This is a genomic window from Paraglaciecola mesophila (assembly GCF_009906955.1).
Classification (GTDB): Bacteria; Pseudomonadota; Gammaproteobacteria; order Enterobacterales; family Alteromonadaceae; genus Paraglaciecola; species Paraglaciecola mesophila_A.
Genome location: NZ_CP047656.1, coordinates 1,476,010 through 1,491,362 on the forward strand (window position 1 = coordinate 1,476,010; position 15,353 = coordinate 1,491,362).

Annotated in this window: 15 protein-coding genes; 10 read left to right on the forward strand and 5 right to left on the reverse strand. The window is 44.3% G+C overall.

Annotation, left to right across the window (positions count from 1 at the left end; translation table 11 throughout):
* Nucleotides 1-78: 78 nt before the first annotated feature.
* Nucleotides 79-849 carry an SDR family NAD(P)-dependent oxidoreductase gene (locus FX988_RS06320; RefSeq protein WP_160178843.1) on the forward strand — a complete coding sequence of 257 codons (771 nt, stop codon included), beginning with the start codon at nucleotides 79-81 and terminating at the stop codon, nucleotides 847-849.
* Nucleotides 850-996: 147 nt separating this feature from the next.
* Here the strand turns inward: FX988_RS06320 and FX988_RS06325 are convergent, their stop codons facing one another.
* Entirely contained in the window at nucleotides 997-2,202 is a 1,206-nt protein-coding gene (locus tag FX988_RS06325) for an anhydro-N-acetylmuramic acid kinase (protein WP_160178844.1), read from the reverse strand.
* A gap of 173 nt (nucleotides 2,203-2,375) precedes the next feature.
* On the opposite strand from FX988_RS06325, the gene FX988_RS06330 reads away from it, so the two are divergent.
* Nucleotides 2,376-5,120, forward strand: a complete 2,745-nt coding sequence (locus FX988_RS06330; protein WP_160178845.1) for a TonB-dependent receptor plug domain-containing protein — start codon at nucleotides 2,376-2,378, stop codon at nucleotides 5,118-5,120.
* A gap of 412 nt (nucleotides 5,121-5,532) precedes the next feature.
* Nucleotides 5,533-5,721: a DUF2956 family protein gene (locus FX988_RS06335; protein WP_254700784.1), complete on the forward strand. Its 189-nt coding sequence runs from the start codon at nucleotides 5,533-5,535 to the stop codon at nucleotides 5,719-5,721.
* Between the two features lie 128 nt (nucleotides 5,722-5,849).
* Here FX988_RS06335 and FX988_RS06340 read toward each other — a convergent pair whose 3' ends face one another.
* Nucleotides 5,850-6,617 carry a DUF599 domain-containing protein gene (locus FX988_RS06340; protein ID WP_160178847.1) on the reverse strand — a complete coding sequence of 256 codons (768 nt, stop codon included), beginning with the start codon at nucleotides 6,615-6,617 and terminating at the stop codon, nucleotides 5,850-5,852.
* 301 nt (nucleotides 6,618-6,918) lie between these two features.
* On the opposite strand from FX988_RS06340, the gene sugE reads away from it, so the two are divergent.
* The 3 genes from sugE (at nucleotide 6,919) to glpQ (ending at nucleotide 8,736) form a co-directional block, all read left to right on the forward strand.
* Nucleotides 6,919-7,233, forward strand: a complete 315-nt coding sequence (gene sugE, locus FX988_RS06345) for a quaternary ammonium compound efflux SMR transporter SugE (protein ID WP_160178848.1) — start codon at nucleotides 6,919-6,921, stop codon at nucleotides 7,231-7,233.
* Nucleotides 7,234-7,327: 94 nt separating this feature from the next.
* Entirely contained in the window at nucleotides 7,328-7,711 is a 384-nt protein-coding gene (gloA, locus tag FX988_RS06350) for a lactoylglutathione lyase (RefSeq protein WP_160178849.1), read from the forward strand.
* A gap of 35 nt (nucleotides 7,712-7,746) precedes the next feature.
* A complete protein-coding gene (gene glpQ, locus FX988_RS06355; protein ID WP_160178850.1) occupies nucleotides 7,747-8,736 on the forward strand; it encodes a glycerophosphodiester phosphodiesterase in 990 nt (329 codons plus the stop codon).
* A gap of 109 nt (nucleotides 8,737-8,845) precedes the next feature.
* On the opposite strand, the gene FX988_RS06360 is transcribed toward glpQ, so the two are convergent.
* Nucleotides 8,846-9,709 carry a flagellar protein MotY gene (locus FX988_RS06360; RefSeq protein ID WP_160178851.1) on the reverse strand — a complete coding sequence of 288 codons (864 nt, stop codon included), beginning with the start codon at nucleotides 9,707-9,709 and terminating at the stop codon, nucleotides 8,846-8,848.
* A gap of 207 nt (nucleotides 9,710-9,916) precedes the next feature.
* Between FX988_RS06360 and rnt the strand changes: the two genes are divergently transcribed.
* Nucleotides 9,917-10,552, forward strand: a complete 636-nt coding sequence (gene rnt, locus FX988_RS06365; protein ID WP_160178852.1) for a ribonuclease T — start codon at nucleotides 9,917-9,919, stop codon at nucleotides 10,550-10,552.
* 106 nt (nucleotides 10,553-10,658) lie between these two features.
* Here the strand turns inward: rnt and FX988_RS06370 are convergent, their stop codons facing one another.
* A complete protein-coding gene (locus tag FX988_RS06370; RefSeq protein WP_007986816.1) occupies nucleotides 10,659-11,264 on the reverse strand; it encodes a peroxiredoxin in 606 nt (201 codons plus the stop codon).
* Nucleotides 11,265-11,531: 267 nt separating this feature from the next.
* On the opposite strand from FX988_RS06370, the gene FX988_RS06375 reads away from it, so the two are divergent.
* On the forward strand, nucleotides 11,532-11,726 hold the full coding sequence (locus FX988_RS06375; protein WP_006993419.1) for a bacterioferritin-associated ferredoxin: 195 nt from the start codon (nucleotides 11,532-11,534) through the stop codon (nucleotides 11,724-11,726).
* Nucleotides 11,727-11,889: 163 nt separating this feature from the next.
* Here FX988_RS06375 and FX988_RS06380 read toward each other — a convergent pair whose 3' ends face one another.
* Nucleotides 11,890-12,216 carry a Grx4 family monothiol glutaredoxin gene (locus tag FX988_RS06380; protein WP_160178853.1) on the reverse strand — a complete coding sequence of 109 codons (327 nt, stop codon included), beginning with the start codon at nucleotides 12,214-12,216 and terminating at the stop codon, nucleotides 11,890-11,892.
* Between the two features lie 264 nt (nucleotides 12,217-12,480).
* Between FX988_RS06380 and FX988_RS06385 the strand changes: the two genes are divergently transcribed.
* Nucleotides 12,481-13,062, forward strand: a complete 582-nt coding sequence (locus tag FX988_RS06385) for a Fe-Mn family superoxide dismutase (RefSeq protein ID WP_160178854.1) — start codon at nucleotides 12,481-12,483, stop codon at nucleotides 13,060-13,062.
* Between the two features lie 326 nt (nucleotides 13,063-13,388).
* Nucleotides 13,389-15,311: a PrkA family serine protein kinase gene (locus FX988_RS06390; RefSeq protein WP_160178855.1), complete on the forward strand. Its 1,923-nt coding sequence runs from the start codon at nucleotides 13,389-13,391 to the stop codon at nucleotides 15,309-15,311.
* Nucleotides 15,312-15,353: the final 42 nt, after the last annotated feature.

Here is a 15,353-nt window from a genome sequence, read left to right on the forward strand (position 1 = left end):
TTAACACCAGACCAAGTACATAAAAACAAAAATAACTAAGCGCCTTATGCTTGGCGCTTTAAAGGATAAGGAACCTAGATGAATAATTTTTTTTCAGTGGCTGGCAAGATTGCAGTCGTAACCGGAGGCTCAAGTGGCATAGGTGCCATGATCGCCCGTGGTTTTGTGGAAAATGGCGTAAAAACCTATATTACATCACGCAAACTTGAACAGCTTGAGCAAACCGCTACTGAGCTATCAAGTTTAGGCGAGTGCATCGCTGTGCAGTCTGATTTATCCACCATGGCTGGGGTTGAGGCATTCGCTGAAGAGATGCTTAAACGCGAGCCGAAAATAGACATTCTCATCAACAACGCAGGGGCCGCATGGGGCGCGCCAGTTGAAGAGTTTCCAGAATCTGGCTGGGATAAAGTCATGGATTTGAATGTGAAATCTATTTTCTTCTTGAGTCAACGATTACTGCCCGCACTTCGTTTAGCGGGCGACGCGAACGAGCCGTCACGGATAGTCAACATTGCCTCTGTTAATGGCCTCACTCACCCTCACATGAACAATTATTCGTATTCTGCCAGTAAGGCTGCGGTTATCCAATTGACACGCCATATGGCTGCTGATATTCGCCCAACCAACGTCAACATTAACGCCATTGCCCCTGGGTTTTTCCCTAGCAAGATGACAAAACACGCCTTGGCCCATGAACAAGAAATAATGGCAGGGCTCCCTGCGCGTAAAGTGGGTGAACTGGCAGATGTAGCTGGCACCGCAATTTATCTTTGCTCTAAAGCGAGCAATTACGTCTGCGGCCATACTGTCGTGTTAGACGGCGGCCAAGTCGCTAATGCAGGTTAATGCCCAATCGTGCCTAGCCAACTTAAACAAAGGTGAGGCAGAGTTTGGCGTTTGCGCACTAAGAATTGCGAAAACACGCTTGCGCTAAACAGGGTCTTTTGACTGGTTGTCAAAACAGGTGTAATAAAAGCGCCTAGAAGACACAGGCTAATCAGCAAAACTAATTTTGCCCATTGTCACATTCGGGATCCCTTGCTCGATATTACCAAACGCTTGTTGCCCCCCTACCAAGCACTCGTTGGCGAGTATCGCAAACAGCACGGCTTCTTTCGCATCAGGATGAATACCCAACTCGCTGGTATCACGCACCTCTGACACTCTGGGACATAAATTTAATATATGTTCCATCAACAAGGGATTGTGAATACCACCACCACTGGCGTACACGTTGAATTCGCCTAACTCAGCAGCGGCATTATTCAGGGCATTGGCGATCGTGGTTGCTGAAAACACGTTTAAGGTGGCTAAAACGTCTTCAAGCCCTAATTCTTGCGTAGAAGAGCGTTGCTGCGCTGCCGCCAAATAGCCTAAGTTAAATACTTCTGGCCCTGTGGTTTTTGGAAAATTTAAGGTAAAAAACTCGTGCTCTAATAATGCACTCAATAACCCAGAGTGCACCGTGCCCTGACGTGCAATCGCACTGTCTTTATCATACTGCAGTGGCGCAAAGTGTTGCTGAACGAACGCATCCATTATGGTGTTACCTGGGCCGGTATCTGAACTAAACACCGCACTTGAATCTGCGGTTTTAGGCAAATACGTTAAATTCGCGATCCCCCCCATGTTCAATAAAATACGATTTTCCTGTCTACTGGTGAAAAACAGATAATCACCATAAACAGCTAAAGGCGCGCCCTCGCCTCCTGCCGCGATGTGTTTTTGCCGAAAGTCTCCTAGGGTGGTAATGCCCGTAGTGACCGCTAAATGATCTGCATCGCCAATTTGCAACGTCGCGTTTCCAAATTCAGGTAGTCCGTGCTGGCGCAAAGGGCAGTGATAAATAGTTTGCCCGTGACTGGCAATCGCATCTATTTCTGATGCATTTACTCCCCAGTCAGCTAAACATTGATTGACCATTTGGCCATGTAAAACCCCCACCCATGGGTGCAACAAGGTGACTTGCTGCAGATCAACCTGACGTTTGGCAAACACACTTTTTATTTTACTTTTATAGTTCTGGGTGTAATCCACGGTGGTAAATTCGAGCACCTCTACTTTGGTATCACTACCCTGCCCTTCAATTTTGCATAAGGCTACATCTAGTCCATCCAAAGAAGTACCGCTCATTAATCCAATAACCAGGCGAGAGGGCTTTTTGGCACTGTTATACAGTTTTTCTATGTGCTTATTCATTATGCATTGTGCTTATCTTCGCTGGCTCGTTAAGAATAATTTATCAATAAATATTAATTTTACAAGAAACTTTTATTGCAATTTGATTTTTTTTCAGATGATAATGACCATGCTGTACAAATTAAAATCAGGCAATGCACGTTTTATAAACACATCGGCAACGGGACAGTCATATGAATCACAAAACCTATGTTACTAAGCTTCAACGTCACACCTTACTTCCTGTCACCATGGCAGTCAGCGCTGCTCTTTTTAGCCATGCCCCTATGGCACAAGAGCCAAGCCTAGCGAAAGATAACACTGAAGTTATTTCTATAACTGGGTCAAGAATTCAGCGTACAGAACTTGTTTCCAGTAGCGCAGTAGCCAGTGTTGATGAGGTACAAATAAAGTTAGATCGTGCTGTAAATGTAGAAGATATTACCACTAAACTTCCTCAAGCGGCAGCAGGCGCGAACAGCACTGGCTCTACTGTTGGCGATTCATTTGGCTCATCCACTATTGACCTGCGCGGATTAGGACAAAACCGTACTCTGGTCTTAATCGACGGTACGCGGGCTGTGCCTTTTAGTTTTCGCAACTCGGTTGACGTCAACATGATCCCCACTGGATTAATTAAACGGGTGGACGTGCTCACCGGTGGAGCTGCTGCAGTATACGGCGCCGATGCAGTATCTGGGGTGGTTAACTTTATCCTAAACGATAGCTTTAATGGCGCTGAATTTTCAAGCAGCTATGAAACCGCTGATGGTGGCAACGAAACGTTTAATGTCGAAGGGATTTTTGGCGGTGATATTGCCGACGGCGCTGGCCATATCACTGGCTACCTTGGTTATTCTGAACGTAAAGAGTTGTTAGCCGGTGAGCGTGACTATGCGATGCAAAATGCGAACTCAATTATCAATACAGGTGGTTATTATACCGATCTTGCCTCCGGCAACGCTTTTGCGATTAATGCCTTAGGTAACCTAGTTGACGAACGCCAAACCACCAGCTCTACCGCCGACCTTTATCTGACGCAACCCATGAAACGTTTATCTAGTGGGCTGTTATTTGATTTTGATTTGTCAGAAGACACCACGGCCTATGGCCGCGTAATGTACTCGCAGGTCACTGTTGAGGGCGCAGGCGCAAGCGGCCAAGCCCCTATTTCAGTCAACCAAGAAGTCACCTTAACGGCTGACAACGCTTTTTTAAGCGATGAAATGCGCAACAGATTAACCTTCGATGCTAACGGCAATGCCCAAGTTAACGTTGAAAGAAATCTCGGCCTTGGTGTCCAGCGCACCAAAGCCGAACGAGATTCGATACAAATGCAAATGGGCATAAAAGGCGATATTAACGACTATCTTCGTTTTGATGTTTATGGTCAGTATGGTAAAACCGATGAAACCGCTACCCTATACAACAACGCCTATACCGTTGATGGAGCAGGTAATAACCGCTTCGCGGCCTTAGCCAACACTGTTGATATATTTGACCCAAATTTAGATTTAGCCAGCTTTAGTGACCCGCTGATTTACACCACCCGTGAGCGTACCCAAAGCGTACTTGCGGCAACCTTATCCGGCGATTCATCAGCTGTGTTTGAATTACCAGACGGCCCAATCGATTTTGCTATCGGCTATGAATATCGCAAAGAAACGGGTGAGCAGACCCCTGGTGATGCATTTAGAAATGGTACCAGTTTCGCGACGGTCAGTGCATTTGATATGGATGCCAGCTTTGACAGTGAAGAATTCTACGCTGAAGTATTAGTGCCAGTGGTATCCGATGTGGCGTTTGCGAAAGAAGTGAGCATCGAAGGGGCTTATCGTGTTTCCGAGTACTCAAATACTGAAGCTGAAGACACCTATAAAATTGGCCTGAATTGGGCCATCAACGATGATCTTCGTTTACGCGCCAACAAATTAACCGCCTTTAGGGCACCAAACCTCGGCGAATTCGCCAGCCCAATTAGTGGATTGTCCCTCGCCTTATTCGATCAAACAAGTGATCAGTTTGTAGCCCGTTTTGCCGGGCGCTATAACGGCGATCCCTGCTTATTAGGCACAGGGGATGCTGCTCAATGTGAACGCTATGGGGCTCCTGAGGTCGGCACACCATTTGACTCTACTACCGCAGAGTATACCTATGGCGGCAACCCGGATATCAAACCAGAGCAGGCCGAATCTGAGACTGTGGGTTTGGTATACACCCCTGAATATATTGAAGGGTTTGATGTTTCAATCGATTATTATCATATTGATATCTCTGATGCCGTAAGCCAAATTCAGCCTGGCGCCGCTTTGCAAAGTTGCTACATTGATAACCCTGATGCTAATAACCCTTTATGCGGCGCAGTATTGCGAGATCCGACGACGGGTTTTATTAGCACTGCCATTGTTAATGACTTCAATTTAGCCGCTATCGAACAAAGCGGTATCGATATCGCCACGAATTACGTTATAGATGCGCCAGATGCTATAGGAGGCACATTCAAATTTAGCTACCAAGGCAATCTAGTCACTAAACAAACTCGCCAAAACAACGCCACCGTGGCGGCCATTGATTGTAAAGGAACATATGGCAGTGCCTGCTCGGGGGATTTTGCTAGTGTGTTGCAGGCAGATTATAAGCACAGAGCGACCCTTGATTGGCATTTGGACAGCATGAACTTTCAACTTGGCTGGAGACGCATAGGCGATGTTGATTACGCCTCTGATCGCTCCACCAGCATTAGTGCACAAGATTACGTTGATTTTGCCGCTTCATGGCAGGCTACCGAACAGCTAGTGTTAAATTTTGGTATCGACAACATGTTTGATAAACAGCCACCAATTCCAGTAGCAGGCGCAAACCACTTTAATACAGTGAGTGATTATGATGTGATAGGCAGAACAATAGGCTTAGCAGTGCGCTACGCTCCTAGTTTGTAATGTTTTACACCTAGGTTTTGATAAACTTATAACAAGCCCTGCAAGTGCGGGGCTTTTTTATTCTCGCCTATTATACCATTATCCACATTATACCAATTCCTTTAAATAATTGGCCTCTCAGAATTCATCCAGCGGGTTTTGAACAAGGCGTCGGTGTGTAGTAATGGTTGTTCCCTTTCAAATACCGAGAACGTAGTGCAAAACCCGCTGGGGAATTCCCTTCGGGCGAATTTTAAAAGGACTTACTCTGTGTTGCTCAAACTCGAAAGAGCACAGGTTAGTTTTTAATAAAGGGCTATCATTTAAGCGCCTTGATTAAGTCCTTTTAAATTTTCGCTGAGTGGTTAATTATTTAATGGAATTGGTATTAGTAATTGCCTCTCCGAATGTGCCCAGCGGTTTTATGATTAAGATGTCGCTCTGGAATAACGGTTGCTCTCTTTCAAATAATGAGAAGGCAGAGCAAAAGGCCAAACAACCCCAAGATAATCCGGCCGAGCCCCAAGCAGAAATCGCGAATAATTCATCGACAAATTATCTCCCCCGGATTCTGTTAGCACTAAGCTGGGCTGGCTTTATCACTTATTTTATATGGCAGTGACATAGCTTGAATGAGACGCGATGAGCTTAACTAAGAAGCCGTGGATCAAATAATAAACTCACCTTTGCTTTCACCTTGGTGCACTTACGCCATCTACGCCACTAACGCGAAGAGTGCTTCGCGCTCCCTTATTGACTGTTCACACCTTTTTCTTCACCGTCTAACGTATAGGCTCTTAACTCGGGTGGATACGTGTCTCTTAATATTTCTAGTACAGGAGAATGAAAGTCGCGTACGTAAAGAATATAAGTAACCCAAATGGTTGCCACGATAAATGCCACCGGATGTAAAAACCAAGTGGAAGCGGCAATACCATAATAATATGACCGGATCCCGCGGTTAAACTCATTCCCAGCACAGGAATTCACCCGCGCCATTCTTTTAGCCGTATTAACGCGGTATTCTTCTGACGGCATGTTGCCATGATATGGGCTCCCACCGATTAGAATACACAAGAAGTTGAACTGCCTTAGTGACCAAGTGAATTTAAAGTACGCATTGACAAAAATAACAATAAGTAAAATCAGTTTAAGTTCAATCAACCCACTCGATACCGCCTGTGCAAACGGCATGTCTTCGGAAAAGCTTAACAAACGTTCTACCGAGCCCACCAAGGCGAACAAACCAGCAATAATATAGATAGTAGTAGAGGCATAAAACGACACACTGGCCATTAAGTTACTGGTGAGACCTGCACAGGCAACGGGGATTTCACGCGCGGCAGATTCCATCGCCCACTGCAAGCGATATTCATGGGTAATACCTATCAAGCCTTTACGCCCTGTTTCGCCGCGCTCGAGTACAAAGCGATAGCCCATCCAACAGCTAAAAAATAACGCAATGCCCAAGTAATCCACCCAGGATAAAAGCAAAACAATGTTCTTTAAGTCATCCATATCTTCGAAATCCTCTTAGGCTATACACTCGTATTAACGCGGCTTTAAATAAACCAGCGGAATTGTAGCAACTAATTTACGGAGGCTATAGCGAATCTATAAGTGGTATAAGCAGCGCTATATGCGACGCAGAACCAAGTGTGCTAAACTCTGCAGGTCTTTTCGACAATCTTATTTTTACCTCGTGGCACGCTTTCTACTTTCCGCATTAGCCCACCGATGTAATATCAACGAAATGAGGACGACCTCATCCCTCGCGTTTTTTCTGGGACGACCCAGCTCAAAATTAATAGGTATTCATATGAACTGGATTATTTTGGTCATAGCAGGTCTCTTCGAAGTGGTGTGGGCAATTGGGCTTAAATACAGTGACGGTTTCAGTAAATTATGGCCATCCCTATTGACCCTGGTTGCCATGGCTATCAGTTTTAGTTTGCTCAGCATTGCGATGAAAACACTCCCCGCTGGTACGGCTTATGCGGTGTGGGTTGTCATTGGCTTGGTGGGTACGGCTATCGTTGGTATTGTTATGCTCAATGAACCAGTCAATCTTTGGCGAGTGATGAGTTTACTCACTATTACAGCAGGTGTCATTGGGTTAAAACTAAGCAGTTAACAAGGTAATGTCGGTTTTTGTTACGCTTTGTCATATTGTTGCGCACGTTAACTGGTTACACTTCTGTTTAACAGATCAGTAAATAAGGACCAGAATGCGTTTATTACACACCATGTTGCGCGTGGGCGATTTAGACCGCTCACTTGCTTTTTACACTGAATTACTGGGTATGAAACTACTGCGCACCAGTGAAAATGAACAATACCGCTACACGTTAGCGTTTATCGGTTACGGCGATGAAGACACCAACACAGTGTTAGAGCTAACTCATAACTGGGATCAAGACAGTTATGATATGGGCACCGCTTATGGCCATATTGCGCTTGGCGTTGATGATGTCTACCAAGTCTGTGACCAGCTTAAGGCCCAAGGTGCTGACGTGTATCGTGATGCAGGTCCGGTAAAAGGCGGCACAACTGTAATCGCGTTTGTGCGCGATCCAGACGGTTACGCCATTGAGCTTATTCAAAACAATTAAGACTTTTCTCAGGAAACAGTGACATTGGAGTCAATATGAAGAAATCAATTTTGTCGATATCATGGTGCGCTTTGTTAGCAAGCCACCTAGCATGGGCAGACCCACTGGTTATAGCTCACCGTGGCGCGTCAGGTTATTTGCCTGAGCACACCATGGAGTCCACCACCCTCGCCTTTGCTTTGGGCGCTGATTATATCGAACAAGATGTAGTGATTAGCAAAGATGGCGTGCCAGTGGTGCTGCACGATATACACTTGGATACGGTCACCGACGTGGCGGCTAAGTTTCCTCTGCGAAAGCGTGAAGATGGCCGTTTTTATGCCCTTGATTTCACCTTAGCAGAATTAAAAACCTTGACCGTGCACGAGCGCAGTACGACTGATGGCAAACAAGTATTTAAGCAGCGGTATCAAGGTGATGCGCAATTTAGCATTGCCACATTTGAAGAACAAATAGAGCTGATTAATCAACTCAACCGCCAGTTTGGCAAAGATATTGGCTTTTATCCTGAAATTAAATCCCCTGCTTGGCACCGAGAGCAAGGTGTTGATATCAGTAAAATTGTCATGGAGACCCTGCGTAAACATGGACTGGATGATGCTAAAAAAGCCATTTACGTACAATGTTTTGACTACGCTGAACTGAAACGTTTACGTCACGAATTAGGGGCGAAAGTTAAGCTCATTCAGTTAATAGGTGAGAATGACTGGGGTGAATCTCCCACTGATTATGACAAACTGCGTACACCAGAGAAACTAAAAGAGTTAGCCTCTGTTGCTCAAGGTATAGGCCCGTGGATCCCGCAACTTATTGACATGCAAACCATGCAACCTACTGGCTTGGTTAAGCTTGCTCACGAGGCAGGGCTTGACGTTCACCCTTATACCTTTAGACAAGACGCGCTCCCCCAAGGTATTAGCAATAAACAAACTCTGGATTTACTGTTTAAACGGTTAAAAGTGGATGGTTTGTTTACGGACTTCACCGATACTGTTGTGAATTATGTAAACGCGCAAGCGCAATAATCCATCGGTAAACTGACATTAGCAAAAAGCCGATTAACTAGCATAATCGGCTTTTTCGGAATCTGGATTGGTACTAATATCAATTAAATAATAACAGAAGAAAGAAACGCTAAGGTTTTGCCATGCGAATAACTACCCGCCGGTTCTTGGCCCGAGACATCTCGTTGCTATTGGGCGCAATATGTCGACGCTCACCGTGCCCTGTGACGTCGATACGCTGGGGCGCGACGCCCATTTCACTAAAGTAGTTTTTTATTTCAACGGCACGGCTAACCGATAAGGTCTTATTCATATCTCGACCGCCATAACTGTCGCTGTAACCGTCTAACAAAACTAATTCCATATCACTGTCTTCTTTCAGATATTGACCAATCATGTTCAATCGGCGCTGAGAATATTTGGTCAACTCAGTGCTATTTTTCCGGTACGCAAGAATGGTATAGGCAATGTCATCAAAGCTATAGGGTAATAAGTTTGCCACACACTGGGCGAAGTTTTCATAAGGCTCGGCAAAATTACTGGCATTTAGCCCCACCGCAATTCTGTCGCTTTGGTTGTACCAATCTTGATAATAAATAGTTGGCCAAAAGCCCTTTTCCAATTCAGACAGCATAGTCCAAGCGGCTTGTTCAGGTAAGTCTCCATTGTATTGCTTGCGAATGGTCATGTCTGCGATGGCATGTTGCATTTGGCCTGGCATCCAGCGGGGTGGCACCGAATAAACAGACGCCATCCCAAAGGTTTTAGGCAATCTCAGCATATCAAGCTCGAATTCCATGTTCAGTTGCTTTGAAGCCATACTGGTAAACAGTGCTTCACCATAACCTGGAATGTTATGCGATAAAGTGCACTGCAAGCGGCTTTGCTGGCTTAATTGCCAGTCAGAAGTTTCAACTTTTGCTGCGTATTGACGCAGGCCCGCTGAAATAGAACTGCTCAATGTCAGCGACACGATAAATAAAATAAATTTCATAAGTATTTTCGTCTTGTTAATTCGCCTGTCAGTAAATCGTGGCGTGTGTACTTTGTTTATCGACGCCTAAGGTAAAAGCTTAACTCTGATTTACTGCCTTGCCCAGTAAACTAAAGAATATAGTTAAGTAGATAAATCAGTATATAGGTAGCGAGGTGGCCTGATAGTTGACATAATCACGCCATATTTTCATCTCTATAGGCAGCTATGTCAGATCCACAATTTCTCCTCAAAGACAGATTCAGAGGCTACTTTCCCGTTATCGTAGATGTTGAAACCGCAGGCTTCAATGCGCAAACCGATGCCTTGCTTGAAGTGGCAGCCATTACCACGAAAATGGACGAAGATGGTTATTTAACGCCAGACAAAACGTTTCATTATCATGTTGTTCCTTTTGAAGGGGCAAATTTAGAAAAAGCCGCATTAGAATTTAACGGAATCGATCCTTGGTGCGCTTTGCGTGGGGCGTTAGATGAATCAGAAGTCATGAAAGACTTATGTAAACAGATCCGTAAAGAGCAAAAAGATGCAGATTGTCAGCGCTCAGTCATGGTGGCGCATAATGCAGCATTTGACTTGGGGTTTATCAACGCGGCTATAGAGCGCAGCAAGATTAAGCGCACCCCTTTTCATCCATTTGTGTCGTTTGATACCACCACATTAGCCGGGTTAGCATTGGGACAAACCGTTCTGGTAAAGGCCTGTCAGGCGGCAAATATTAGCTTCGATCAAAGTGAAGCACACTCAGCCCTGTACGACACGCAAAAAACAGCAGAGTTGTATTGTTATATCGTCAACAAGTGGCATAGCCACTGTGGTTGGCCCATCCCGCGAAGCGATTAATCTATTGATAAATCAAGCGCTCAGATATAAAAAAGCCGCTAGAATCATGTGATCCTAGCGGCTTTTTTGAAACGCTTTACTGCTAACGAATTAACGTTATAGCAAATTAGAGTGAATCAGCGTTCTCTGAAAGGTAACTCGCAACACCTTCAGGGCTGTCTACCATACCTTTCTCGCCAGCTTGCCAACCTGCAGGACAAACTTCACCGTGCTCTTCGTGGAAGTTCAGCGCGTCAACCATGCGAAGCATATCATCAATGTTACGACCCAATGGAAGATCGTTAACCACTTGATGACGTACAACACCTTCTTCATCGATAAGGAATGAACCACGGAACGCAACGCCCGCTTCAGGATGCTCAACATCGTACGCTTGGCAAATTTCGTGCTTAACATCAGCGACCATTGCATATTTCACTTTACCGATACCGCCATCATTGATAGCAGTGTTACGCCACGCGTTGTGAGTAAACTGAGAATCGATAGAAACACCAATGACTTCAACACCACGCTTTTTGAACTCATCATAACGCTTATCAAATGCGATCAATTCAGATGGGCAAACGAAAGTGAAATCTAGCGGGTAGAAAAACAATACTGCTTTTGTACCTTTAATTGCTTCACTAAGGGTAAAGTTTTCAACAATATCGCCATTTCCTAATACTGCAGCGGCGGTAAAATCTGGGGCTGGGCGACTAACTAGTACACTCATTTTGATCTCCATTCTATTGGGTTATAAATAACTGGCGCATAGTGTAACGACTATTTACGGGTTATCACACTCTTTTACGTTCCATTAATGTAAGTATGCTTTGGTTAAAAACCAAGGGGGCGAAGGTTATTTAACCGCGCTAGTTTATCTTACTTGGCTTAATGCGCAGCTTTGCGTATTAATTATGCAAAATGATGAAGAAAAAAGCTTGAAAGTGTTGCAAACAACAACTATTATCATTTACATCAAGATTCAGTAAGGTTAACTATGTACGTTTGTTTGTGTCACGGCATTACCGACAAAGCCATTAAACAGGCCGTTCGCGAAGACGGCGTGGGCAACATGCGCCAATTGCGTGAAGCGCTGGGTGTAGGTGATCAGTGTGGCAAATGTGTACGAATGGCGCAAAGCATCGTTGACAATACAATCATTGATGAATCTCTATTTAAAGAAGTGTGTTAACCCAACCTGATAGAGTGAAAGCTCAACAGGAACACCAACACTTGTCTTTGTTAACTATGTTTACAAGACAGGCATAAAAAAAGAGTCTTTTGAGACTCTTTTTTTATTCAGAACATCTATTCAACTGCTAAGCCAGAGACTTAGCCTGAATTAACTGCTCATACTACTTAGTGCGTTTAGCCACACTTTCTTTAACAATCGCTTGCAGCTCACCTTGTTGAACCATCTCCATGATGATGTCACAGCCACCGATGAGCTCGCCATCAACCCATAACTGCGGGAATGTTGGCCAGTCAGCATACTTTGGTAATTCAGAACGGATATCAGGATTTTGCAGGATATCTACGTAAGCGAACTCTTCTCCGCATGACATCAATGCTTGAGATGCTTGGGCTGAAAAGCCACAGTTAGGCAATTTAGGCGACCCTTTCATGTATAGAAGAATAGGATTTTCACTAATTTGTTGCTGAATTTTCTCAACTGTTTCCATTATCACTCTCACTAATATTTGAATAACGCTAATAATGCGGCCAAGTTTACCGTTTTCAAGGCAATATACCAATGCTCCCTTGTGATCTTTATTGGTTTAAAATTATTATCAAGCTTACCCCTTGTATTGTGGGCTGTGCGCCCTAAGATCGGAAACTGGGTTTCAGGATAACCTTGGACAAGCTGTTTTATATTCGTGTATAAAGCGCTAGCGTTGCCCGAGGTTATGCACACGATTATTGTTAACTTTAAATGGAGAAATATCATGGCTTTCGAATTACCAGCTCTTCCGTATGAAAAAAATGCTTTAGAACCACATATCTCAGCGGAGACATTGGAATATCACTACGGTAAGCATCACGCCACTTATGTCACTAAGCTAAACGGCTTGGTTGAAGGTACTGATATGGCGAATAAAGATCTTGAAGAGATCGTAAAATCGTCTGAAGGCGGAGTGTTCAATAACGCTGCTCAAATCTGGAACCACACGTTCTATTGGAACAGCCTAAGCCCAAATGGTGGCGGTGAGCCAAGTGGCGCACTTGCTGATGCAATCAACGCAAAATGGGGTTCTTTCGCAGACTTTAAAGCGGCCTTGAACGATAAAGCAGTCAACAACTTCGGTTCAAGCTGGACTTGGCTTGTTAAAACAGCTGACGGCAGCCTAGACATTGTTAACACAAGCAATGCGGGTACGCCTCTAACAGATGCGAATCTTACTCCTCTGCTTACCGTAGATTTGTGGGAACACGCTTATTACATTGACTACCGTAATGCTCGTCCTAAGTACCTTGAAGGTTTCTGGGCACTAGCAAACTGGGATTTCGCAGCGAGCAACTTCGCATAAGCATCCCTTTATCTGGTCAATGACCCGGATAATTTATTAGCCTCGAATGTGTCGGGGCTTTTTTATGTTTGCCCCTTCAACTCGCAATAAAAAATAATTTCTCGAATTCCTGCAAACGCCCGTTTATTTATCCCAACGCCCCGTTCATTCATACTCTATTCAGTAAAAGTAAATTCCTCCAACAGCAAATTGACTCCGTTAGTGCTTAAAGATCAGTTTTTATCCATTCCTAGAAAATATTGTTCTAAATCCGAAACATACAAATGCTAATTAGGGTCTAATCTTACCAGTGAAGCCAGAAAATTTTCTATATGTGAGGTCGAGTTATGGGAATTTTAGAGCAATATCAAACGCGCTACGAAGCGCGTAAAGAAGAAGAGTTAACCATCGACGAATTCTTGGAAATCTGCAAAACGGATGATTCAGCATACGCCAATGCAGCTGAGCGTCTTCTTAAAGCGATTGGCGAGCCAGAAATGGTAGACACTGCCAAAGATGCCACGCTAAGCCGTATATTTTCTAATCGTATTATCCCCCGTTACCCAGCGTTTGATGGGTTTTATGGCATGGAAGAATCAATAGAGCAGATCGTATCCTATCTTCGCCATGCCTCCCAAGGACTAGAAGAAAAGAAACAGGTGCTCTATTTGCTAGGGCCAGTAGGTGGCGGCAAATCTTCATTAGCGGAAAAGCTCAAAGAGCTTATGCAACAACAACCTATATACATACTCAAAGACTCACCAGTTAATGACCATCCTCTTAGTTTGTTTGATTCGAATGAGGACGGGGCTTTGTTACTGAATGAGTTTGGCATTCCCCAGCGCTACCTCAAAACAGTGATGTCTCCATGGGCACGCAAGCGTTTGCATGAATACAATGGCGATATTCGCAAATTCAAAGTGATTAAGTTGCATCCATCTATACTCGATCAGGTTGCAGTTGCGAAAACCGAACCTGGTGACGAGAACAATCAAGACATTTCAGCGTTAGTGGGTAAAGTCGACATAAGACGTCTTGAGCACTTCGCACAAAATGACCCTGATGCATACAGTTATTCAGGAGCCCTATGCAGAGCAAATCAAGGTTTGATGGAATTTGTCGAGATGTTTAAAGCCCCCATAAAAGTGCTGCATCCATTACTAACCGCTACCCAAGAAGGCAACTACAATTCTACCGAAGGTCTCTCTGCCCTGCCCTTTGAAGGGGTAATATTAGCTCACTCTAATGAATCAGAATGGCAAACCTTCCGCAATAATAAAAACAATGAAGCATTTCTCGACCGCGTGTTTATTGTCAATGTACCGTATTGCTTGCGGGTCTCAGAAGAAATTCAAATCTATCGCAAACTTATCGATAACAGTGAACTGGCAGGCGCGCCATGTGCACCAGATACCTTAGAGACGCTAGCCCAATTTAGCGTGCTCTCGCGCCTAAAAGCGCCAGAAAATTCAAGTATCTATTCAAAAATGCGTGTTTATGACGGCGAAAGCTTGAAAGACACGGATCCTAAAGCTAAGTCCTATCAAGAATATCGAGATTACGCTGGCGTAGATGAAGGCATGCAAGGCCTCTCTACTCGTTTTGCCTTCAAAATACTGTCCCGGGTGTTTAACTTCGACCCACAAGAATTGGCGGCAAACCCTGTACACTTGTTCTATGTGCTTGAACGTCAAATCGAGCGTGAACAGTTTCCCGCAGACCTAGCCGACATATATAAAGAGCACTTAAAAGGCTACCTTATTCCTAAGTACGTTGAGTTTATTGGCAAGGAAATACAAACCGCTTATTTAGAGTCATATTCAGAATACGGACAAAACCTGTTTGACCGTTATGTCATTTACGCTGATTTCTGGATCCAAGACCAAGAATATCGAGATCCAGAGACAGGCCAACTTTTCGATCGAGAAGCCTTGAACACCGAGCTTGAAAAAATCGAGAAAACTGCCGGTATCAGTAACCCTAAAGATTTTCGGAATGAGATAGTCAATTTCGTGCTCCGTGCAAGAGCCAATAACAAAGGCAAAAACCCCAGCTGGACCAGCTACGAGAAACTTCGCACTGTGATCGAAAAGAAAATGTTCTCAAATACAGAAGATTTGCTTCCGGTTATTTCATTTAACAAGAAAGGCTCCGCAGAAGACGAGAAAAAACACGATGACTTCGTTGCCCGAATGGCTGAAAAAGGCTACACCCAAAAACAAGTTAGATTATTGTGTGAATGGTATTTGCGGGTTAGAAAATCTTCTTAATTCGGCACTGAAAGACAACAGCGCTCCAATGGAATCCATTGA